The 22,514-nt window shown below is 62.2% G+C and carries 14 protein-coding genes; 6 read left to right on the forward strand and 8 right to left on the reverse strand.

Going from position 1 to position 22,514, the window contains the following annotated elements; translation table 11 throughout:
* Positions 1 to 59 precede the first annotated feature (59 nt).
* The 5 genes from accC to AC07UB_RS01645 form a co-directional block, all read right to left on the reverse strand.
* The gene (accC, locus tag AC07UB_RS01625; protein WP_492789350.1) at positions 60 to 1,415 is read right to left on the reverse strand and encodes an acetyl-CoA carboxylase biotin carboxylase subunit; all 1,356 of its coding nucleotides are present in this window, start codon (positions 1,413 to 1,415) and stop codon (positions 60 to 62) included.
* Positions 1,416 to 1,439: 24 nt separating this feature from the next.
* Complete coding sequence (gene accB, locus AC07UB_RS01630) at positions 1,440 to 1,928, reverse strand: acetyl-CoA carboxylase biotin carboxyl carrier protein (protein ID WP_492789349.1); 489 nt, start codon at positions 1,926 to 1,928, stop codon at positions 1,440 to 1,442.
* A 39-nt stretch (positions 1,929 to 1,967) separates the two neighbouring features.
* Positions 1,968 to 2,423, reverse strand: a complete 456-nt coding sequence (gene aroQ, locus AC07UB_RS01635; protein WP_492789348.1) for a type II 3-dehydroquinate dehydratase — start codon at positions 2,421 to 2,423, stop codon at positions 1,968 to 1,970.
* 241 nt (positions 2,424 to 2,664) lie between these two features.
* Positions 2,665 to 3,429, reverse strand: a complete 765-nt coding sequence (locus tag AC07UB_RS01640; protein WP_492789347.1) for a DsbA family protein — start codon at positions 3,427 to 3,429, stop codon at positions 2,665 to 2,667.
* Between the two features lie 59 nt (positions 3,430 to 3,488).
* Entirely contained in the window at positions 3,489 to 4,946 is a 1,458-nt protein-coding gene (locus tag AC07UB_RS01645) for a M48 family metalloprotease (RefSeq protein ID WP_492789346.1), read from the reverse strand.
* Positions 4,947 to 5,107: 161 nt separating this feature from the next.
* Here AC07UB_RS01645 and AC07UB_RS01650 point away from each other — a divergent pair, with 161 nt between their 5' ends.
* Positions 5,108 to 6,301: a pyridoxal phosphate-dependent aminotransferase gene (locus AC07UB_RS01650; RefSeq protein WP_492789345.1), complete on the forward strand. Its 1,194-nt coding sequence runs from the start codon at positions 5,108 to 5,110 to the stop codon at positions 6,299 to 6,301.
* A gap of 78 nt (positions 6,302 to 6,379) precedes the next feature.
* On the opposite strand, the gene AC07UB_RS01655 is transcribed toward AC07UB_RS01650, so the two are convergent.
* A complete protein-coding gene (locus AC07UB_RS01655) occupies positions 6,380 to 9,385 on the reverse strand; it encodes an Rne/Rng family ribonuclease (RefSeq protein ID WP_492789344.1) in 3,006 nt (1,001 codons plus the stop codon).
* 770 nt (positions 9,386 to 10,155) lie between these two features.
* On the opposite strand from AC07UB_RS01655, the gene AC07UB_RS01660 reads away from it, so the two are divergent.
* The 4 genes from AC07UB_RS01660 to AC07UB_RS01675 all read left to right on the forward strand — a co-directional run bounded on the left by AC07UB_RS01660 (position 10,156) and on the right by AC07UB_RS01675 (position 16,308).
* Positions 10,156 to 11,385, forward strand: coding sequence for an N-acetylmuramoyl-L-alanine amidase (locus AC07UB_RS01660; RefSeq protein ID WP_492789343.1), 1,230 nt, complete (start codon positions 10,156 to 10,158; stop codon positions 11,383 to 11,385).
* Between the two features lie 194 nt (positions 11,386 to 11,579).
* Positions 11,580 to 14,066 carry a penicillin-binding protein 1A gene (locus AC07UB_RS01665; RefSeq protein WP_492789342.1) on the forward strand — a complete coding sequence of 829 codons (2,487 nt, stop codon included), beginning with the start codon at positions 11,580 to 11,582 and terminating at the stop codon, positions 14,064 to 14,066.
* Positions 14,067 to 14,172: 106 nt separating this feature from the next.
* Positions 14,173 to 15,304, forward strand: a protein-coding gene (prfB, locus tag AC07UB_RS01670; protein WP_494652372.1) for a peptide chain release factor 2 whose coding sequence is annotated in 2 segments (ribosomal slippage) — positions 14,173 to 14,241 and positions 14,243 to 15,304 — 1,131 coding nt in all. Because the reading frame shifts where the segments join, the coding sequence is not laid out codon by codon here.
* 65 nt (positions 15,305 to 15,369) lie between these two features.
* Positions 15,370 to 16,308 carry a DMT family transporter gene (locus AC07UB_RS01675; RefSeq protein WP_494652371.1) on the forward strand — a complete coding sequence of 313 codons (939 nt, stop codon included), beginning with the start codon at positions 15,370 to 15,372 and terminating at the stop codon, positions 16,306 to 16,308.
* Positions 16,309 to 16,320: 12 nt separating this feature from the next.
* Here the strand turns inward: AC07UB_RS01675 and AC07UB_RS01680 are convergent, their stop codons facing one another.
* Together AC07UB_RS01680 and AC07UB_RS01685 are read right to left on the reverse strand one after the other, a co-directional pair.
* A complete protein-coding gene (locus tag AC07UB_RS01680; RefSeq protein WP_494652370.1) occupies positions 16,321 to 17,664 on the reverse strand; it encodes a peptidoglycan DD-metalloendopeptidase family protein in 1,344 nt (447 codons plus the stop codon).
* Between the two features lie 112 nt (positions 17,665 to 17,776).
* The gene (locus tag AC07UB_RS01685; RefSeq protein WP_494652369.1) at positions 17,777 to 18,493 is read right to left on the reverse strand and encodes a peroxiredoxin; all 717 of its coding nucleotides are present in this window, start codon (positions 18,491 to 18,493) and stop codon (positions 17,777 to 17,779) included.
* A 271-nt stretch (positions 18,494 to 18,764) separates the two neighbouring features.
* On the opposite strand from AC07UB_RS01685, the gene AC07UB_RS01690 reads away from it, so the two are divergent.
* Positions 18,765 to 22,373: a YhdP family protein gene (locus AC07UB_RS01690; RefSeq protein WP_492789337.1), complete on the forward strand. Its 3,609-nt coding sequence runs from the start codon at positions 18,765 to 18,767 to the stop codon at positions 22,371 to 22,373.
* The last annotated feature ends 141 nt before the right edge of the window (positions 22,374 to 22,514 follow it).

Below are 22,514 nucleotides of genomic sequence, written 5' to 3' on the forward strand. Positions count from 1 at the left end.
TGCAGATAGGAATTTAGTTCCATCGCCGGAACGGAGGCTCAAGCCCGCGCGGACAGGGATCAAGACGTCTTGGTGTCGCCTGCGGCCAGGTAATGTTCCAGCCAGTGAATATGATAATCGCCGTCGATAATGCTGGGCTCTCGCACCAGCCCGCGGAACAGCGGCAGTGTGGTTTCCACGCCGTCGACCACCATCTCGTCCAGCGCGCGCCGCAGCCGCATCAGGCATTCGCCACGGGTCTTACCATGGACGATCAGCTTGCCGACCAGCGAGTCGTAATAGGGCGGGATGATGTAACCCTGATAAACGGCTGAATCGATCCGCACGCCGAGGCCGCCCGGCGGATGGTATTGCAGGATCTTGCCCGGCGACGGCCGGAAGGACACGGGATTCTCGGCGTTGACCCGGCACTCGATGGCGTGGCCGTTGATCACGATCTCATCCTGCGTGCACGGCAGATCGCCACCTGCGGCGACGCGAATCTGCTCGATCACGAGGTCGATGCCGGTGATCATTTCGGTGACGGGATGCTCGACCTGGATGCGCGTGTTCATTTCTATGAAATAGAATTCGCCGTCTTCATAGAGAAACTCGATGGTGCCGACGCCGAGATACTGCATCTCGCGCATCGCCTTCGCACAGGTCTCGCCGATCTTCGCCCGCGCGGCTGCGCTCAGGATGGGCGAGGGGCCTTCTTCCCAGACCTTCTGGTGGCGGCGTTGCAGCGAACAGTCGCGCTCGCCGAGATGGATCGCGCCGCCGCGCCCGTCGCCCAGAATCTGGATTTCAATGTGACGCGGCTTGCCGAGATACTTTTCCAGATAGACCGATCCGTCACCGAATGCGGCCTTGGCTTCGTTGCTCGCGGTGGACAGTGCCAGCAACAGGTCAGCTTCGGTCGGAGCGACCTTCATGCCGCGGCCACCGCCGCCGGCGGCCGCTTTCACCAGAACCGGGAAGCCGATCTTCTTGGCGATGGCCATGGCGTCATCGCCGGGGCCGACGCCGCCGTCTGAACCGGGCACGACAGGAATGCCGAGACGCTGCGCGGTTTTCTTGGCTTCGATCTTGTCGCCCATCAGGCGGATATGCTCGGCCTTTGGGCCGATGAAATGCAGATTGTGGTCGGCGAGAATCTCCGCGAAGCGCGCGTTCTCGGACAGGAAGCCGTAACCCGGATGAACTGCGTCAGCGCCGGTGATCTCGCACGCGGCAAGCAGCGCCGGCACGTTCAGGTAGCTGTCTTTCGCGGGCGGCGGTCCGATGCAGACGCTTTCGTCCGCGAGCCGGACGTGCATGGCGTTCGCATCGGCGGTCGAATGCACCGCGACGGTGGCAATGCCCAGCTCCTTGCACGCGCGCAGCACGCGCAATGCAATCTCGCCGCGATTGGCAATCAGGATCTTGTCGAACATCGCAGCGCCTGACGGTGAGAACGATTATTCAATGATGACGAGCGGCTCGCCGAATTCGACCGGCTGGCCGTCTTCGACAAGGATTTGCGTGACCGTGCCGGCACGCGTGGACGGGATCTGGTTCATCGTCTTCATCGCTTCGATGATGATGAGCGTATCTCCGACCTTCACCTTGCTGCCGACATCGATGAACGGCTTCGCGCCGGGCTCGGATGCCAGATACGCGGTACCGACCATGGGCGAGGGCACTGCACCTGGATGCTTCGAAACATCGGCTGGCGCGGCGGCGGCCGGAACAGCAGCTGATACCGGCGCCGCGGCGGCTGGCGCTGGCTGATAGGATACCGGCGCGGCGACGCTGATATTACGCGCGACGCGCAGGCGCAATCCGGCGCGCTCGATCTCGATTTCAGTGAGATTGGTTTCGTCGAGCAGCATTGCCAGTTCGCGAATGAGCTCCCGCTCATTGACCGGCTTTTCCTTGGTCGTTTTGTCTGGTGGCTGAGAGGCCATGTGCAATCCGAAGCTTTCTTGAATTACGAATGAGCGAGATCAGGGTTTCGCCTTGGCGCCGATCTTGGCGGCGAGGCCGCTGATCGCGAGGCGATAGCCGTCGATTCCGAAACCGCACAGTGTTGCCACCGCGGCCGACGCGACGAATGAGTGATGACGGAAGGATTCACGCGCATAGATGTTCGACACGTGGACTTCAACCGTCGGGATCTTGACCGCGACCAGGGCGTCGTGGAGCGCGATCGAGGTGTGGGAATAACCGCCCGCGTTGATGATGATGCCGGCGGCTTTCTTCGCGCCAGCTTCATGGACGAAGTCGATCAATTCGCCTTCGCGGTTGGTCTGACGGCAATCGGCGGTCAGGCCATAACGGGCCGCGCTGTCTTGGCAAAGCTTTTCCACATCGGCGAGCGTGTGATGGCCGTACGTCTCCGGCTCGCGTGTGCCGAGCAGATTAAGGTTCGGCCCGTTGAGCACGAAAATCGTCTTTGCCATCCGAAAACCAAATCCAGCAATGTCGGCGAAATGATGCGGCGCGCGCGGCTTCGGCCGGTTTATAGGCAACAAGAGGCCGGGAGGGAAGCCTGAACGGGGGCTCCGTCCCCTGCCAAATGGTTCAGAAACCACCTGAAAAGCCCGATAGAAGGGCTAGAAATCGTTGGTTAACCAATCTTAACGGATGTCGATCGGGGGGGCCGTCCAGCCCTTGGGACCGGGCTGGACGGCTATTCTGTGCTCAGCAGGTCGCCTTGCCGCAGCGGGCTTCGGATATTTTCTTGGACAGACCTTCGACGCCCAGCGCGCCGACCACGACATCCTTGCCGATCACGTAGCTTGGCGTGCCGTTGAGGCCCATGTCCTCGGCGAGCTTGAAGTTCTCGTTGAGGGTCGCGCTGACTTCCGGGCTCACCATGTCTTTTTCCAGCTTCGCCATGTCGGCGCCGGCTTCCTTGGCCGCAGCCATGGCGCGTGCCTTGTCGGCCTGTCCGCGTCCGTTCAGCAGCTTCTGGTGGAAGTCGAGATATTTCTTGCCGGTCGGATCTTGCATCCGGACCGCGACCGCGACCTGGGCGGCTTCCACCGATCCTGGTCCAAGCACCGGAAATTCCTTCAGCACGATGCGCAGCTTCGGGTCGGCCTTCATGAGTTGCATCATGTCGGTCATGGCCTTTTTGCAGTAGCCGCAGTTGTAGTCGAAAAACTCGACGAAATTGACGTCGCCGTTAGGATTGCCAACGACAACGCCGCGCGGCGATTTGAAGATCACGTCCGCGTTCCGCTGGACTGCGGCCCGATGCTTTTCAGATTCCGCCACCGCCTGCCGCTTCTGCAACTCGGCAGACATTTCCTCGAGTATCTCCGGATTTGCGACGAGATAGTCTTTGAGAATTTTCTGGATCTCGCTGCGCTGGCTGTCGTTGAACGTCTGCGCATGCGATGCGACGGGCAGACCCAGCACGAATGCGAAGGCGTAAGGAGCGAGTGAGCGGAACGAAAGCATGAGAATTCCTTCGGGACTGTGTGGACCGGCTTGAGGCCGGAGGGCAGTTCTTTGTCGGCCTAATTCTTTATCGGCTTAGTGTTTACAATATCGTCAGCCTTGACCCATCCGGGGGTGCCGATGGCGAACCGTGTCTTGGCGCGTGAGGCGAGATCCCGCGCTGTCTTCTGGTCCCCGCGTATGAAGGCTGCCTGAGCAGAGGCGAGATCGGCCTCGGCGTAGTCTCCCTTGCGGCCATAGGCCATCGCGAGTTGCGTGTAGCCAAGCGCTGCTTCCGGTTCCCGTGACAGCGCGGCCTTCAGAATCCTGATCGCCTCTTCAGCGTAAGCCTTATTCTCGGACGCCACCAAGGCCTGGCCAAGTAACATCTCGATGAGCGGCGTGTTGTTCGACAGTTGCACGGCTTTGCGGAGTGGTGCGATGGCCTCGACGGGCTTGCCTCCCTCCAGCAGCGCCTGACCCTTCAGCTCATAAAAGTAGGGGTTGTTGGGCTGGACGCGGATCAGGGCCTCGATTAGGGCCTGGGCGTTGCGCAGGTCGCCGTGGCGATAGGCCGCGATGGCGCGGGCATACCGCGCGGGCAAGCTGTCGTTCGATGCCGGATAGCGGCGATAGACGGTGTCCGCGCGCTCCATGAAGCCCGACACCTTGGCGCGCATCATATCGTGACGAAGTTGCAGAGCCGGGTCGTCTTTCTTGTCCCAATACGGGCTGGACTTCGCCAGTTCCTCCAGCGCTCTCACGCGTTCGGCAGGCATCGGATGGGATTGATTGTAAGGGTCCGCACCGGCGGATGCGTAAAGCGATTGTTCCGAGAAGCGCTTGAAGGTTTCGTACATCCCGCGGGCCGATTGGCCGGTGGCATTGAGAAACTTCACGCCGGCCTTGTCCGCGTTCTCTTCCTGCTGCCGCTGGTAGGACAGCATCGTGCGCATGATGGTGGCCTGCGGCGCGGCGACCGCGGCCGCGCCTGCGTTGCCTGCGCCCGCGCGTGCGCCTGCGACCGCGGCGCCTAGGCCAAGCAGCATGGCGATGATCATCTGGGTTTGCGCGCGGGAAATCTGCTCGCGCAATTTCGACAAATGCCCGCCTGCAAGGTGGCCGGTTTCGTGGGCCAGCACGCCGATGATCTGGTTGGGTGTGTCGGATTCGCGCAACGCGCCGTAGTTCACGAAAATGCGGCGTCCGTCGGCGACGAACGCATTGAATGCCGGATCGTTGATGATCACGACCTGGATGTTCTGTTTTTCAAGACCGGCGGCGCGCAGGATCGGCCGGGTGTAGTCGCGCAGGAGTTGCTCGGTTTCGGCGTCGCGCAACAACGGCGGACCGCTGGCGCGCTGCTGCGCGTGTGCTGGCCACGACGAAGCGAGCAGGGCGGTCGCGGTGACGAGCACCGTCGCGCGCCGCGCGAGCAACTTGCCGAACGAGGACGAACGCACCCGCGTGCGCGATTGCCGCACGCCGATATGCGGTGACCGGAATTCGGCCGGTGCGGTCAAGAGGGCATTTGTCATGGCTTGGTCAGCGGCATCGGGCAGGTTGCGACCTTTGCAATGGAGCGGCGGCCTGTAGGGTGCTAAAATCAAGGACTAACAAGCCGCCGAATGCGGCAGGACAACGGCGCGCTGGAGTGCTTTTGCCTGCATGCTGTCGTCGCCAAGGAATACCAGATTTCATGCTCGATATGACGCTCAGAGACAAGGCAAAAGGCCTTTTGACGCCCTCCACGCGAGGCAATGTGCCGCCCTTCATGGTGATGGACGTGATGGCCGCTGCTGCCAGAATCGAGGCCGAGGGTGGTCATGTGATTCACATGGAAGTCGGCCAGCCTGCGGCCCCGGCGCCGCAAACGGCGATCGCGGCGGCTCGCGCTGCGCTGGACATCGGGCAGATCGATTACACCGCTGCCGTCGGCATTCCGTCGCTTCGCCGGCGGATCGCGCAGCACTACCGTGAAACCTATGCGCAGGAAGTGGACCCCGCGCGTATTGTCGTTACCACGGGCTCCTCCGGGGCGTTCGTGCTGGCCTTTCTGTCGGCGTTCGAGCCGGGCGACCGGGTCGCAATCACCTCGCCGGGCTATCCGCCGTATCGTCACATCCTGCGCGCGCTGGGCTGCGAGCCGGTCCTGATCGAAACCACCAGTGCGACACGCCACGCGCTCACCGGTGAAATGCTGCTGGAGGCTCACCGCAAGACGCCGCTGCAGGGTGTGCTGGTCGCCAGCCCCGCCAATCCGACCGGCACAATGATGACACGCGAGGCAATGGCCGATCTGATCGCGGCGGCCGACAGCGCGGGCATCCGGTTCATCTCGGACGAGATTTATCACGGTCTCGATTACGCGTTTCCGGCGGTGACGGCAGCGCAGCTTTCGTCCGATGCGATCATCATCAATTCGTTTTCGAAGTATTTCTGCATGACCGGCTGGCGGGTCGGCTGGATCGTGGTGCCCGAGACGCTGGCGCGCTCGGTCGAGACCCTGCAGCAGAACCTCTCGATCTCGGTCCCGACACTGTCGCAGGTGGCAGCGGAAGCGGCATTCGAGGGGCGCGCCGAAATGGATGTAATCAAGCACGGCTATGAAGAGAACCGCCGTATCCTGATCGACGGTTTGCCGAAAGTCGGTCTGACGGAATTTCTGCCTGCGGATGGAGCTTTCTATCTCTACGCAGACGTCTCGAAGTTCAATTCCGACAGCTACGACTTCGCCAAGACCATGCTGCAGCAGGCGCATGTCGCTGCCACACCGGGCATCGACTTCGATCCGTTCCACGGAAAGTCGTTTGTGCGCTTTTCCTACTCGCGCTCGACGCAGGAGATCGTTGAAGCGGTTGCACGTATCACGCGCTGGCTTGCGAAGGGTTGAACCTCGCCCGGAATGTGATGAAATAAAAAACCGCCCGCTGTGAAGCGGGCGGTTTCATATAAAGACGTTGGCCGGAGGTTACTCTCCGCGGCGCGACCACCAGCCCGCACGGCGCGGCTGGGCCGTGTCGGGGGCGTTCTCAGGCTCCGGCTGAGCCGGTTCGCTCGACGAGGTCGGTGTCTGAACAGGGGTGGGCTCCGGCTTCGGCGTCTCGCCGAAGAAGAAGCTCACCTTCTCGCGCACGGTCGAACGCTTGCGGGGAGCGGAGTCGTTCGCCGCATCCTCGGGCGTCGAGATAGGATGCGAGACTGGCTCCGGCTGAGACGTCACCGGTTCCGGCTGAGAGATGTAAGTGGGCAGTTCCTGACGCGAGGGCTCTGCCGGCGCCGACAGATCGGCGACCGCTTCGGTGGATTCGGATTCCGGCGGAGGTCCGAGGTCGTCGGCGATCGTCGAGACGATGCCTTCCCCGGGCTGTCCGCCTTCGGCTCCACCAAGTTCATTGCCACCGCGACGTCGTCGGCCACCGCGCCGGCCACGGCGGCGCGGACGGCGCTCACCATTCGCAGTCTGGTCCGCGCGGGCTTCGCCGTTCGGTTCATCCTGTTCGTCGTCGCCTTCCTCGGCGTCATCGCCCACAGCGTCGGTGTGCGGCGCAAGGTCGGGAGTGGCACTCTGGTCGGAGGGCACTGCGCCATCGCGGGTCTCACCACGGCCACGCCTGCGGCGACGGCGCTTGCGGCGCGGACCTTCTTCGCCTTCCGCGACAGGTGCGGCATCGGCGGATGTGGCTTCAGTTTCCTCGTCGTCGCCTTCGAACTCGGCTTCCGCCTCGAAGGTCTCATCTTCCTCGTACTCGTAAGTATCCTCGACCGCGGCCGGGAACGCCGCGACCTGCGCCGCGAGGATCGCCTTGGCGGCTTCCAGCGTATGAACAGCTTCGCCGCGATCGATCACGAACGATTGCTGGCCAGTGATGGTTGCATCGGCGATGACGGCAAGCGTCACCTTGAAGCTGTTTTCCAGATCGCGCAGATGGCCGCGCTTGTGGTTCAGGACGTAGAGCGCCACGTCGGTGCGCGTGCGCACCGTGAGATTGTGGGTCGGCCCCTTCATCAGGTTTTCTTCGAGGCCGCGCAGCAACTGCAGCGCGACGGACGACACCGAGCGGACATGTCCGGAGCCGCCGCAATGCGGGCAGGGCTCGGTCGAGCTTTCCAGCACGCTGGCACGGATGCGCTGGCGCGACATTTCGAGCAGGCCGAAGTGCGAGATGCGCCCGACCTGAATGCGTGCACGATCCTGACGCAGGCAGTCGCTCATCTTGCGCTCGACGGCGCGGTTGTTGCGCTTCTCGTCCATGTCGATGAAATCGATCACGATCAGGCCCGCGAGATCGCGGAGCCGGAGTTGTCGCGCGACTTCCTCGGCGGCTTCAAGATTGGTCTTGAGTGCGGTGTCTTCGATGTGGTGCTCGCGGGTGGAGCGGCCCGAGTTGACGTCGATCGAGACCAGCGCCTCGGTCTGGTTGATGACGATGTACCCGCCGGATTTCAGCGTGACCGTCGGAGAGAACATCGCATCGAGCTGACTCTCCACGCCCATGCGTGAGAACAGCGGTTGGCCGTCGCGATACTGTTTCACCGACCGCACGTTGGTCGGCATCAACATTTTCATGAAATCGCGCGCTTCGTTGTAGCCGGACTCGCCGGCGACAAGGACTTCGTCGATTTCCTTGTTGTAGAGGTCGCGCAGCGAGCGCTTGATCAGCGAGCCTTCCTCGTAGACGAGGGTCGGGGCCTGCGACTTCAACGTGGTGTCGCGGACAGTTTCCCACATCCGGATCAGGTATTCGAAATCGCGCTTGATTTCAGGCTTGGTGCGCGATGCGCCGGCCGTGCGCAGGATGATCCCCATGCCTTCCGGCACGTCGAGATCCTGCACCACGTCCTTCAGGCGATTGCGGTCCTGTGCCGAGGTGATCTTGCGGCTGATGCCGCCGCCGCGCGCGGTGTTGGGCATTAGCACGGCGTAGCGGCCGGCGAGCGAGAGATAGGTCGTGAGCGCGGCGCCCTTGTTGCCGCGTTCTTCCTTGACGACCTGAACCAGCATCACCTGGCGGCGTTTGATGACTTCCTGAATCTTGTACTGGCGGCGTGGGCGGAAGGAGCGCTCCGGAACTTCTTCCAGCACGTCATCGCCACCGACCGACTCGACGAGCTCTTCCTCGGCGTCATCCTCGTCGTCTTCGCCGTCGCTGTCGGCGTCATCGGCGTGGCGCTCGTTCTGATGATCGTCTCCACCGGGGGCGACGGAGTCCGCATGAGCATCGTCGGCGTGATGTTCATGCGTGTGGTCGTCGTGGGCGTGATCGTCGTGAGAGTGACCTTCATGCGCATCGTCGCGCGCAGTTTCCGGCGTGTCGCCGCCGGCAAAGGCGGCCGGTGCATCGTGCTCCGCAGGAGGGAACGATTGTTCGGCCGACGCGTGGCCGCTGCGATCATCGCTGGCGTGATCCGGCTGCTCGCCATGAGCGTGCGCGTCATGACCGTGTTCGTCATGATGAGCGTCTGCATGCAGGTGGTCATGGTCGTGGTGCGCATCATCGTGCGGATGATCCGGCGTGTGATCGCCGACCTGCGAGGTATCGGTCAGTTGCTGCGTGTCGTTCTCTGAGCTTGCACCCTCGACGATCTCGCTCTGCACGCGCTCGCCGCTGCCGCGACGCCTTGAGCTGCGATGGCGGGACCGTCGGCGGTTGGACCGGTTTTCGGTTTCTTCTTCGGCTTCGCGATGCGCGCGCTCGTCGGCCTCGATCAGGGCCTGACGGTCGGCGACCGGAATCTGGTAATAGTCGGGGTGGATTTCGCTGAAGGCCAGGAAGCCATGCCGGTTGCCGCCATACTCGATGAAGGCGGCTTGCAGCGACGGTTCGACCCGCGTGACCTTGGCGAGATAGATATTGCCGCGCAGTTGCTTGCGCTGGGCAGACTCGAAATCAAATTCCTCGACGCGATTTCCGCGGACCACAACCACCCGGGTCTCTTCCGGGTGGGTGGCGTCGATCAGCATTTTGTTGGGCATTTTGGAGCTCTTGACGGCGAACGGGACGCGCGGCGGCCAGCGCATGGCGCTTGGCCGGATCACGTAACGGTCCACCTGATTCGGGGGTGAGGGGAAGGCCGAAACGCCGCCCGAGGCACCTTGCCGACTGCAATGTCAGCGAAACGCGGCGCGCACGAGAGTCGCGTCGTATCGATGCTGGCATTGATGGGATTTTGTTACAGATCCCGTTCGGCGATAGAGTCTGGCGCATCAAGCGTCGGCCCGTCTAATTCAATGTGGCGGCAAAGGTGCCGCCGTATCCTGCCGCTGACGAAGCCAACGGGTTGGTTGCTGACGGTGCCAACGCGGCGCGGTTAGCGCGCGCTGGCTCTCGAAGGTCTGCAATCTTGCGACTGCAGTCGCCGGTTATGAAAGTAGCCGCTCGGGCTGGTTACCGCCGTCCGCGTCAGCCGCGCGCTGCGCTGGCTGTGGAGGGTCGGAAGGTACACTAGAACCTCAAGGTGTTGATTTGAGGAACTGGCGCTGCACCGGGAAGCTGAACGCGACACAACCGCAAGTTTAAACCGTCAGCCCCTCCTACATACGTCGAATGGGACTTTCTGGCAAGGGAAGCGTCACAACGCTGCAACACAGCGCCGTAATCGTCCAGGGTGCGGTAAGCCGTCGTTAACTGTGCGGTTCTATTGCGTTATGAGGGCTATCCGGAGGCATCGGATTCATTGACGCGCCGCTCAAATCATCCTGCGTTGAGGGCATTTTGGCCAGTGTGCGCCGCAGCATGGCTGTGCATGCCGATTCCCGCCGCATGGGCCGTCGAATCCCAGTCGCCACAGCCGTCAGTTGCATCGGCCTTTCCAGTCGCCTCGGACGTGCGTGTCGCTGGCGACGCCAAGCAAACCCGCTTCATTCTCGATCTTGATCGCAAGATCGATGTCCGCGCCTTCGTGCTCGGTAACCCTTACCGCGTCGTTGTCGATATTCCGCAGGTCACCTTCAACCTTCCCGCCGGCACCGGAACGACCGGCCGTGGGCTGATCCGCGCTTTCCGCTATGGCCTGGTCATGCCGGGTGGATCACGTCTTGTTTTCGACCTGACGGGTCCGGCAAAAATCGACAAGGCTTTCATCATCGACGCCGCGAACGGCCAGCCGCCGCGGCTGGTGGTCGAACTTGCGGCGGTCGATCGGTCGGCGTTCAAGCCGTCGCATCCCGGCGACGACAAGTTCCAACTGCGTCCGGCGATCGTCGCCGATGCCGCCGGAGCCACGGTTGAGACGACGGCGACTGCTCGAGCGGCAAAAGCAACCGATTCCCGGCCGGTGATCGTGATCGACCCTGGACACGGCGGCGTCGACAACGGAACCCAGGCCGCTTCGGGCGAAAACGAAAAGTCGCTGGTGCTGGATTTTGCCAAGGCGCTGCGGGACCGGATCGAGCAGGGCGGCAAGTTTCGCGTGGTCATGACGCGCGACGACGACACGTTCATCCCGCTCGGCGAACGAGTGAAGATCGCGCGCAGCCACATGGCCGCACTGTTCATCTCCATTCATGCCGACGCGCTGCCCAAACGTGAAGGCGATGCGCAGGGTGCCACCGTCTACACACTATCGGATCGCGCGTCCGACGCGGAAGCGGAAAAGCTCGCGGAAGCCGAGAACAAGGCGGACGCTATTGCAGGCATCAACCTGACCGAAGAGCCGGCGGAAGTCGCCGACATCCTGATCGAATTGACCCAGCGTGAAACCCGAACATTCTCAAGCCGCTTTGCCCACACCCTCGTCAACGAAATGAAGGGCGTTGCCCGGATGCACAAGCGTCCGCTCAAGTCCGCAGGCTTCAAGGTGCTCAAGGCGCATGACGTACCGTCGGTGCTGGTCGAGCTGGGCTATGTTTCCAACAAGGACGACCTTCAGCATCTGGTCTCGGAAAGCTGGCGATCCCGCACGGTCGGTTCCGTGGCCAAGGCGGTCGACGCTTTCCTCGGCAAACGCGTGGTTTCGGCAGGATCCTCAAATTAAGCGGCTTCGATTTGAATTCGCAGGGCAATTGTCGTCAAAGCCCTAGTTTGGCCACAGCGGCGGCTCTATAGAAAATTGGATTGGGACGGATCAGAATCGATCCACGCGCCGGGCGGCGAATGGTATAGTTCGGTTCGGAAACCCGGTTGTGCGCTTCGGGTGATCGCGCCAGACGTTTTAGACGGATACTGACGATGCGCTTGCTGTTGCGATTCATGGGCTTTCTGTTCGCGGCTGGAACGATTGTGTTCCTTGTCGGCGTTGCCGCGGTTGCTGGAGCGATCTGGCATTACTCCAAGGATCTGCCGGACTATTCGCAGCTTCAGGATTACGAACCTGCGGTGATGACGCGCGTTCATGCGTCCGACGGTTCGCTTCTGGCCGAGTACTCCAAGGAGCGGCGGCTGTATCTGCCGATTCAGGCGATCCCGAAGCAGGTGATCAACGCCTTCCTCGCCGCGGAGGACAAGAACTTTTACGAACACGGCGGTATCGACTTCACCGGCATGGCCCGCGCGGCGGTTCTCTATGCGCAGAATTACGGCTCGAATCGCCGTCCGCAGGGTGCGTCCACCATCACCCAGCAGGTCGCGAAGAACTTCCTTCTGACCAACGAAGTGTCGTTCAACCGCAAGATCAAGGAAGCCTTGCTGGCGATGCGCATCGAGCGCACCTACACCAAGGACAAGATCCTCGAGCTTTATCTCAACGAAATCTATCTCGGCCTCAGCGCTTACGGCATTGCGGCGGCGTCACTGGTTTATTTCGACAAGTCGGTGAACGAACTGACCATCGCGGAAGCCGCCTATCTCGCGGCGCTGCCTAAGGCGCCGTCGAGCCTGCATCCGGTCCGCAACCGCGAACGCGCCATCGAGCGCCGCAACTACGTGATCGACCGTCTGGCCGAGAACGGCTGGATCAAGCAGGCCGATGCCGTCGCCGCGCGCAAGGAGCCGATGATCAGCACCAGCCGCTCCAACTCCGGCCATATATTCGCGGGCGAGTATTTCGCCGAGGAGGTTCGTCGCGACGTGTTCGAGCGTTACGGCGAGAAGAAACTGTACGAGGGTGGATTGTCGGTCCGCACCACGCTCGATCCCAAGCTTCAGACCATGGCGCGCAAGGCGATGGTCACGGGCCTCGTCAATTTCGACGAAGCGCAGGGCTGGCGCGGCGCTCCGCATAAGATCGACGTCTCGGGCGACTGGGGCGTGAAACTCGCAGAGATCAAGGCTCTGTCCGATATCGCGCCCTGGCGGCTGGCGGTTGTGCTCGAGACCAGCGATCAATCCGCGCGGATCGGTTTCCAGCCGGGCCGTGAGCTTGGCGGCGCTGTTCTCAAGACCCGCGACACCGGTCTCATTTCGCTCGATGGCGTGAAGTGGGCGAAGGCCGCATCCGGTCCGACCCGCTTCAAGACGCCGACCAACGTGACGCAGGTGTTGGCGCCCGGCGACGTGGTCTACGTCGATCCGTTGCTGGCGAAGGACGGCAGTAAGGTCGAAGGCCAATACCGCCTGCGGCAAGTGCCGGAAGTATCTGGCGCGATGGTTGCGATGGACCCATGGACCGGCCGCGTGCTGGCGATGGTGGGCGGCTTCTCGTTCGATCAGAGCCAGTTCAATCGCGCGACACAGGCCTATCGCCAGCCCGGTTCGTCGTTCAAGCCGATCGTCTACGCGACCGCGCTGGATAACGGCTACACGCCGTCCACGGTGGTGATCGATGCGCCGATCGAAATCGATCAGGGCTCCGGCAACGTCTGGCGTCCGGAAAACTATTCGACCGGCAAGTATTACGGTCCGTCGACGCTACGCACCGGCCTCGAACTGTCGCGTAACACGATGACGGTGCGGCTGGCGCAGGACGTCGGCATGCCGTTGATCACCGAATACGCCAAGCGTTTCGGAATCTATGACGAATTGCCGAACTACCTGTCTTACGCGCTTGGCGCGGGCGAGACGACCGTCATGCGGATGGTCTCGGCCTATTCGATGTTCGCCAACGGTGGCAAGCGCATCAAGCCGACATTGATCGACCGCATTCAGGATCGCTACGGCCACACGATCTACAAGCACGACCAGCGCGAATGCCGTGGGTGCGATGCCGGCGACGGCTGGAAAAACCAGGCAGAGCCGACGCTGGTTGACCGGCGCGAGCAGGTGCTCGATCCGATGACCGCGTATCAGATCACATCCATGATGGAAGGCGTCGTTCAGCGCGGCACGGCCACTGTCGTCCGCGACGTCGGCAAGCCGGTCGCCGGCAAGACGGGTACGACCAACGACGAGAAGGACGTGTGGTTCGTCGGCTTCTCGCCGGATCTCGCCGTCGGCGTTTACATCGGCTACGACAAGCCGCGCAATCTCGGTCGCGGCCAGAGTGGCGGCCACACCGCTGCGCCGATCGTGAGGGATTTCCTCAAGCTGGCACTGGCCGACAAGCCCGCGGTGCCGTTCCGTGTGCCTGCCGGGATCAAGCTCATCCGTGTCGATGCGAAATCCGGCATGCGGGTGGGACCGGGCGAGGGCGGTCGGACGATTCTCGAAGCCTTCAAGCCCGGCACCGCGCCGCCAGACAACTATTCGGTTATCGGTGTTGCCGACGCCGACGGACGTTCCGGCGTTTCACCGGACGCCGACCGCGCTATCTTCCGGCCCGGTACGGGCGGTCTCTACTAGTCTGCGCGTATTCCATATCTGATACGCGCAGAGTTGCGCTGGCTCCCGTCAGCCGGTACATCCCTCACATCTTTTGAATCGCGGCCTTGCCGCATCTGGAATTGTCATGCGCCCCGAAATCGAACGCCTTGTCGAAGAGATCAAGCAGTCAGTCGGGCTGCTGAGGAGGCATCTTTGACGTTGATGCATCCACGGCGCGTCTCGCCGAACTGAATAAACTCGCCGAAGATCCGAACCTCTGGGACGATCCGCAGAAGGCTCAAAAGCTGATGCAGGAGCGGACCTCGCTTGAGGATCAGCTTGGCGGTATCGGCAAGGTCGAGCGCGAACTCGAAGACCAGATCGGCATGATCGAACTCGGCGAAGCCGAGAAGGACGACGCCGTCGTTGCCGAAGCTGAAAATGCGCTCAAGGCCTTGAAGAAGGACGTCGCGCGGCAGGAGCTGGAGGCTCTGCTGTCCGGCGAGGCAGACAGGTTCAACACCTACCTCGAAGTTCATGCCGGTGCCGGCGGCACCGAAAGCCAGGACTGGGCGTCTATGCTGCTGCGCATGTATACGCGCTGGGCGGAAAAGCGCGGCTTCAAGGTTGAGTATTTGGAAGAGACGCAGGGCGAAGAAGCCGGCATCAAATCCGCGACGGTCCAGATCAGCGGACACAATGCGTACGGCTGGCTGAAAACCGAAGGCGGCGTGCACCGGCTGGTGCGGATTTCGCCGTTCGACTCCAATGCGCGGCGGCACACCTCGTTTTCGAGCGTGGCGATTTTCCCGGTGGTCGACAATTCGATCAAGATCGACATCGCCGAGTCCGACGTTCGCGTCGACACCATGCGCTCGGGCGGCGCGGGCGGCCAGCACGTCAACAAGACGGAATCCGCGGTGCGGTTGACGCATATTCCTACCGGCGTTGCCGTGGTCTGTCAGGCGGGCCGTTCGCAGCACAAGAACAAGGCGCAGGCCTGGGACATGCTGCGTGCGCGCCTTTACGAGATCGAACTGAAAAAGCGCGAAGAGAAAGCGGCCGCCGATCAGGCCGCCAAGACGGACATCGGCTGGGGCCATCAGATCAGGTCGTATGTGCTGCAGCCCTATCAGATGGTGAAGGATCTGCGCACCGGGGTGCAGACGTCCGATACGCAGGGCGTGCTCGACGGCGACCTTGATGAATTCATGGCGGCAACGCTGGCGCAGAAGGCATTCGGCACGACGCCGGGCGCGATCGACGACGTGGATTAAACGCAGGCCCGGGTTGTCGGTAAGCGGGTGGTTTCACATCGGTCCGCCGCGTATGCCTCTGCACCATGACACAGGTACGGGCCAACTCATCAGCCGTTGAATTGCAGATCGATGCGCGCGACTGGTCGCGGCTGTTTTTCCTGTCGATGCTGTGGGGCGGCACGTTCTTCTTTACCGGCGTCGCGCTGAAGGAATTGCCGCCGCTGACGCTGGTGTTTTTGCGGCTGTCGATTGCGACCCTGATCCTGCTGCCGCTGCTCTGGATCAACGGAATCAGGTTTCCGGTGGGCATCGCGGGCTGGCGGCCTTTTGCGGTCATGGCGCTCATCAACAACGTGATCCCGTTCTCGCTGATCGTTATGGCGCAGACCTACATCCCGAGCGGGACGGCCTCGGTCGTCAACGCAACCACGCCGGTTTTCACGGTTCTAGTCGCAGCGGCTTTCGGCGCGGAGAAACTGATTCTTCGTCGTGTCTTGGGCGTGCTGCTCGGTTTGGTCGGTGTCGTCATCCTGAAGGGCTATGATTTCGATATCATGTCCCGACAGAGCATCGGCATCGGACTTTGCCTTGGGGCGACGCTCTTCTTCGGATTTTCGGCGCTGTGGGCGACGCGCAAGCTGGCCGGCTCGCCGCCTATCGGCACGGCGACGTTTCAATTGATTTCGGCGAGCCTGATGATGCTCGTTCTGGCGAGCATTTTCGATCGTCCGTGGCAATTGCAGATGCCCGGTCTAGGCACCTGGTCCGCCATTCTTGGGCTGGCGGCTCTCTCGACGTCGCTAGCCTTCATCATCTTCTTTCAGATCGTCATCCGTTCCGGTGCGAGCAACGTGATGCTGGTGACGCTGCTCGTTCCGGTCAGCGCGATCCTGCTCGGATACTTCTTTCTGGGCGAGCGGATCGACGCCCGAGAAATTGTCGGCGCGCTCATCATCGGAAGCGCGCTGCTGGTGATGGACGGGCGGGTGTTCCGGTTGCTCGGCCGGTCAAGCATTGCCTGACCGAACCAGCCGTCATCCCTGGCTGAGGCGAATACCGGCGCGCAGGAATTTCTGCGGATCGACGGCGTCGCCGTCAATGCGGGTTTCATAGTGCAGGTGAGGGCCTGTCGAACGGCCCGTGGAGCCGACTGCGCCGATGACCTGGCCGATCTTGATCTGCTCGCCGACCTTAACGCCGATCTCGGACAGATGCCCGTAGCGCGTCGAGAGGCCATTGCCGTGATCGATCTCGATCATGCGGCCGTAGCCGCCGGCCCATCCGGCATTGACGACCTTGCCGTTCGCCGTGGCGCGGACCGGATCGCCTGTGGAGGCGCGGAAATCCAGCCCGCTGTGCATGGCCGGACGGCCGAGGAATGGATCGCTGCGCACGCCGAAGCCGGATGAAAATTCGACATTACCGATGACCGGCTTGCGATACGGCACCAGCGACAGCGTGCGTGTGAGCTTGTCGACCTGCGCGCGCGTGAGGTGGATCCGATACATCTGCCGCTCGAAGGCTCCGGCATCGGCGGATGGTTTGGTCACCGGTATGAACGGGCCTCCCATTCCGCCCTTGGGCGTTGCCGCTTCAAGCTGCGCCATATCAAGCCCGAGGTCCGTAATCACGCCGCGCATCCTGCGCATCCGCGATTCGTAACTGTCCTCGACCGAGGCCAGAGCTGCCGTCTGGCGGACTTCGACCTTGTCGAGCGCGGTCTGGAGCTTCACCAGCACGTTGTCGACGCCCTGAGATTGCGCGAATTCGGTGCGCGGCACCGAGGCGGGAGGCGTGCGGGATTCGAGTCGCGCTTCGCGATCCGGCGGCGTGACGAAAATCACGGTGTCGTTGATCGGCGAGGGCTTCGGCATTCCGGCGGGACTGCTATCGCCAGCCGCGCGCGAGGCGGGTTTGATCGAGCCTGTCGCGATCGTGTCGGGCATGGCGTTAAGCGCGGCGGCGCGCTGCTCGAGTTGCGCCTGCCGCCGCATGATCTGATTGAGCTTCTGATCGTATTGCTCCTGATCGAGCAACTGGCGGCTGGTGGTGCGATCAACGCGGGCGCGAAGCTCGGCTATGCGATCCTCGTAGGCGTACTGCATGTCGGCCTGACGGGCGATGAGCCGTGTCAGGACGTCATCGCGAAACGCAAAATAGGTAGCGGTTGCAGCGGACCAGGCGCCCATGACGACGATCGATCCCGCGACGATCCAAAAGACAACCGGTCCGAACCGCACGGCCTTGCCGTGATGGACGAGCGTGTAGCCGTTACGGTCCGGGCGATGATGGCCGTGCGCGGGTCTGCGCTGCGGTGCTTTCGCGTGGGCGGTGTGGTGTTGGGGATGGTTAGAATAGTGGCCGGAACGGTTCGACATCAGCACTCCCGCGCCGGCCGGAACGCACTCCGAACAGCTCAATGACGTGAGGCTGATTTGACCCTTTCATGGTTAATTTTCGGAAAACGGCGCCGGTTTTCCGGGCGATTTCCTACGTGACGCGCGCAGCCGCCAGCACCTCCTCGGCGTGGCCATCGACCCGCACGTTGCGCCAGATCCGAGCGATTTTACCGTTGCTGTCCACTAGAACTGTTGTCCGAACAATTCCCATGAATGTCTTGCCATACATCGATTTTTCGCCCCAGACACCGTAGGCCTTGAGCATTCCGAGTTTCTCGTCCGAGACTAGCGGCACGGTCAGTTCGTGCTTGTCGCGAAACTTCTCCTGCGCCATCACGGCATCGGCAGACACGCCGAGAACGGCGGTCTGGGCAGCCGCGAAGGCGGTTGCGAGGCGGCTGAAGGCGATGGCCTCGAGGGTGCATCCCGGCGTGTCGGCGCGGGGATAGAAGAAGATCACCAGTTTGCGCCCCGCATAGTTCGCGAGTGAGACGATCTGTCCGCCGTCGCGCGGCAACGAAAAGGCCGGGGCCGGATTGCCCTCGCTCAGGGACGCGCTCTTGCGAACGGGGATGACGACGGACTTGGTGCCCGACCGTTTCGACGTCTTCGCGGGTGCCTTTTTGGCCGCCGCGCGTTTCGCTAGTGAACTCGTGGTTTTGGCCTGTTTGGAAGGCTTGCCGGCGGCGGAGGTCCGGGGGCTTTTTGCCGCTGCCCGTTTGGCGGTCTTGGCTTTTGCGTCACCGGATTTTCCGGCGGATCGGCCAATGGCTGATTTGGACGATTTCTTACGGGTTTTCTTGGACATACGCCTTCCTTTCGTCGCTTTCAGCAGGGTATTTTGGGATTCGCGAGAGCCGCTGTCAGGCACCAGAAACGTGTTCTTCGACTGGGCAAATCTGACGTCTCCGGGGTATGGTGATCGCCAATATTGACTCCACGACTCTCAGGCCACCGGTCGAACCATTGACGACACCATAAACTAAGACTGGACCATTAGGCTGGCAGCATCGCCTCTGACGAAGTGAATATTCATTCGATGCCCGGCGCGACCAGGCTGACCATAGTACCGAGAGGCAATGCCGAGTTCCGAGCCCCAGAAAGCCTTGGCAAAGGCCGTAGACGAGCACCGGCATTGGGATGATTCCGGATGGAATCACCACGACGATGCGGCGTGCGACCGTGCAGTCAGACTTCTGAACCGGCCGAGCATCGGAATTCATCGGGTCACAGACTGGTTTCGCGGAGTGCGCCGCTGGATCAGCGGCAGTCGATGGGTCGGGCGAACCGCTATCGGCCTGCTGTCGCTGGGCGTGGTTTTCGCAGCGGGCTTCGGTGCGCTGTGGCTCAGGCTCGGTGCGGGTCCCGTCAATCTCGACGTCATGACGCCATGGCTGGCATCGGCGATCGAGGAAAATCTTGGACACGATCATACCGTTGAAGTCGGAGGCACGCAGATCGAGCGCGCCGGCCGCGTCAGGATAGCCGTCCGGCTGCGTGACATCGTGGTGCGGGATCATGACCGCAATATCGTCGCCAGCGCGCCGAAGGCGGAAGTGCGGCTCTCGGGCTCGGCGCTGCTCACAGGACATCTCCGTGCTGAAACGCTTCGCCTGGTCGGCGCGGAGCTTGCGGTACGCATCACGCCGGACGGTCGCGTGATTGTCTCTACGGGTCAAAGCAACAGCCCGCTCGCGACGGGAAAGGTTGCGGTCAAGCCCGCGGCGCAAGCCGCCTCGACACCTGCGCCGCTGCCGTTCCAGGCATCGCCGGCTCCGCCGACCGTCTCGGCGACCTCCGCTGCGGCCTCGAATGGTGCCGGGGGCTTGCTCGCTGCACTGGACTGGCTCGACAGCCTTAGTGCCAAAGGTCTCGACGGCCAAAGCCTCAACGAGATCGGGTTGCGCAACGGCGGATTGACGGTCGAGGATCAGCGCAACGGCGGCGTCATTAATTTCACGAATATCAGCCTCAGCCTGCGGCGGCCGCCCGGCGGCGGCGCTGCATTGAGCGTTGGCGAAGAAGGCAAGAATGGCTGGGAACTGAAGGTCGCCGTGGGCGCGCCGTCGAACGGCGTCCGGTCGATCGACATTAGCGCCAACAAGGTTCCAACCAACAACCTGCTGCTCGCCGCCCGCTTGAAGGATTTCACTTATGCGGCGGACATGCCGCTCAGCGGCGAATTCAAGGGCGAGATCGGCCGCGATGGACTGCCAACATATTTCCGGGGCGAGATTGTCGCGGGCAAGGGCACTATCGTCGACCTGAACGTGCCGGACTATCCGATGGTGATCGACCACGCCGACGCACGCGTCGAGTGGGATGCCGGCCGCCGCGTCATGGTCGCACCGTTTCACATCTACGCAGGCGCCAACCGCATCACCATGCTCGCGCATCTCGAGCCGCCCAACGACACCATCCCGAACTGGCAGCTCGGTCTCAGTGGCGGAACGATCTTGCTGGCGGGAGAGAACGGCGAAAGCCCGTCGATCTTCAACCGCATCGCGATCCGTCTGCGGTTCGACACCGAAAACCGCCGCGTGCTGATGACCCAGTGCGACATCAGCAACGGCGAGATCGGAATCGCCGGTTCCGGAAGCATCGACTATTCCGGCGAGGCGCGGTTGACGCTCGGAATGGCGGCGACGCCGATGCCCGTCTCGGTGTTGAAGCGCATCTGGCCGGTTCTTGTCGTGCCTGAAGTGCGGGAATGGCTGAATGAACGTGTCGATCGCGGAACGGTCCAGCGGCTCGATATCGCGGTAAATGCGCCCCTTCATACACTCGTGCGTGGCGGTCCGCCGATTCCGGACGACGGCCTGTCGGTGAATTTCGCCGCGAGCGGCCTGACGATCCGTCCTGTCGATGACATGCCGTCGGTCCGCGATGCGGACATGAAGGGACGCGTCAGCGGCCGGACCGTCAATGTCACGGTGGGTCAGGGCGCGGTGGACACGCCGGCAGGGCGGCGGCTCAACATTTCGGATCTGCTGTTTGAGGTGCCCGATCTCGCGCCCAAGCCGGCGCCCACGCGTGTGCGCTTTCGTCTCGACGGCCCGGTGCCTGCGGCGGCGGAAATCCTGCAATCGGAGCGGCTGCGCGACGTCGGAGACACGACCATCGACCCCAATTCGAGCAAGGGCACGATCTCGGCAATCGTGACGCTCGCGATGCCGCTGAAGAACGCGCTGACGAAAGCCGACACGACCTATTCGATCAATCTCGATCTGGGTGCGCTGGCCGTAGACAAGCTCGCCATGAATCAAAAACTCGAAGCGAACTCGCTCAAGGTCGTGGCTGACAATCAGGGCTATCGCGTGAAGGGCGACGTCAAGATCGGCGGTCAGCCCGCCGCGCTGGATTATCGCAAGAACAACGAAGGCGATGCCGACGTGCGGGTCGCCGCCATCCTCGACGATGCCGCCCGCGCGCGTCTTGGCGTTGACCTCGGATCAGGCGTCAGCGGCAACATTCCCGTCAAGCTGACCGGAAAGATCGCCGGCGGCGACGGCGACAATCGCTTCGGTGTCGAGGCCGATCTGACCGCTGCTCGTATCGACAACGTGTTGCCCGGCTGGACCAAGGTTGCGGGCAAATCCACGAAGATCACATTCAACGTCGTGCAGAAACCTCAGGGCACGCGTTTCGAGGACATTGTCATCGAGGGCAACGGGACCTCGATCAAGGGTACGCTTGAAGTCGATGACAAGAACGATCTGGTAAGCGTGTCGTTTCCGACGTTCGCCCCGTCGGAAGGTGACAAGGCAAACCTGAAGGCTGAGCGTGCTCCGGACGGGACGCTCAAGGTCACGATGCGCGGCGACGTGTTCGACGGTCGCGGCTTCATTAAAAGCGCGATGTCGGGCAGGGATCAGACCACAAAGGAAAAGTCGAAGAGCTTCGACATCGATATCGACGCGAAGCTCGGCGCGCTTGCGGGCTATTATGGCGAAGCCATTCGCAGCGTCGATCTGAAGCTATCCCGTCGAAATGGAGCGATCAGATCGTTCTCGCTCACGGGCAAGCTGGGACGCGACACGGCCTTGATCGGCGATCTGCGCGGACGCGCGCAGGGACGCGATGTGATGTATCTCGAAACAAACGACGCCGGTGCGTTCTTCCGGTTCAGCGACACCTACGCCAAGATGAACGGCGGCAAGATGTGGCTCGCAGTCGATCCGCCGACGGCAGAATCCTCGCCGCAGGAAGGATTGCTGAATGTCCGCGATTTCACCATCAAGGGGGAAGCGGCGCTCGACAGGGCGGTGGCCAATGCGCCCGGCGCTAACTCGCAGGGCGTCGGTTTCTCGGGCATGCGCGCGGAGTTTACCCGGCAGAGCGGCCAGTTGCGTGTCAAGGATGGCATTCTTCGTGGACCGACAATCGGTGCAACCATTGAAGGCATCATCGATTATCCCGTCAATCAGGTGAAGATGAGCGGCACGTTCGTTCCGCTGTTCGGCCTGAACAACATGTTCGGGCAGATTCCAATTGTCGGTTTGTTTTTGGGCGGCGGCAGCAACGAAGGCTTGATCGGAATTACCTACGAAGTCGTCGGTACTCCCGGCGCGCCGGTTCTCCGGGTCAATCCGATTTCAGCGATGGCGCCCGGCGTGTTCCGCAAGATATTCGATTTCAATACCGGCAAGCAAAACGTTCCCGCCGATTTTGCCACGCCCAACAATTGATGACCGACTTTCGCCAAAGGTCAGACATTCCGTTTTGTCGGCAATGTCGTGAAGCCGGGACGCACGCTTGTCGTCTCGGAAGGTCATGCCTATGCCAGCGATGACGGTCGCGAGAAGCTGATCGCCACCATGTCCGCGACC

This window comes from Afipia sp. GW821-FHT04G03, from assembly GCF_059419985.1.

What these genes read in the sequence shown, in the direction of transcription:
- accC (WP_492789350.1), bottom strand. Translation starts at nt 1,415, where the DNA reads ATGTTCGACAAGATCCTGATTGCCAATCGCGGCGAGATTGCATTGCGC.
- accB (WP_492789349.1), bottom strand. Translation starts at nt 1,928, where the DNA reads ATGGCCTCTCAGCCACCAGACAAAACGACCAAGGAAAAGCCGGTCAAT.
- aroQ (WP_492789348.1), bottom strand. Translation starts at nt 2,423, where the DNA reads ATGGCAAAGACGATTTTCGTGCTCAACGGGCCGAACCTTAATCTGCTC.
- AC07UB_RS01640 (WP_492789347.1), bottom strand. Translation starts at nt 3,429, where the DNA reads ATGCTTTCGTTCCGCTCACTCGCTCCTTACGCCTTCGCATTCGTGCTG.
- AC07UB_RS01645 (WP_492789346.1), bottom strand. Translation starts at nt 4,946, where the DNA reads ATGACAAATGCCCTCTTGACCGCACCGGCCGAATTCCGGTCACCGCAT.
- AC07UB_RS01650 (WP_492789345.1), top strand. Translation starts at nt 5,108, where the DNA reads ATGCTCGATATGACGCTCAGAGACAAGGCAAAAGGCCTTTTGACGCCC.
- AC07UB_RS01655 (WP_492789344.1), bottom strand. Translation starts at nt 9,385, where the DNA reads ATGCCCAACAAAATGCTGATCGACGCCACCCACCCGGAAGAGACCCGG.
- AC07UB_RS01660 (WP_492789343.1), top strand. Translation starts at nt 10,156, where the DNA reads ATGCCGATTCCCGCCGCATGGGCCGTCGAATCCCAGTCGCCACAGCCG.
- AC07UB_RS01665 (WP_492789342.1), top strand. Translation starts at nt 11,580, where the DNA reads ATGCGCTTGCTGTTGCGATTCATGGGCTTTCTGTTCGCGGCTGGAACG.
- AC07UB_RS01675 (WP_494652371.1), top strand. Translation starts at nt 15,370, where the DNA reads ATGACACAGGTACGGGCCAACTCATCAGCCGTTGAATTGCAGATCGAT.
- AC07UB_RS01680 (WP_494652370.1), bottom strand. Translation starts at nt 17,664, where the DNA reads ATGTCGAACCGTTCCGGCCACTATTCTAACCATCCCCAACACCACACC.
- AC07UB_RS01685 (WP_494652369.1), bottom strand. Translation starts at nt 18,493, where the DNA reads ATGTCCAAGAAAACCCGTAAGAAATCGTCCAAATCAGCCATTGGCCGA.
- AC07UB_RS01690 (WP_492789337.1), top strand. Translation starts at nt 18,765, where the DNA reads ATGCCGAGTTCCGAGCCCCAGAAAGCCTTGGCAAAGGCCGTAGACGAG.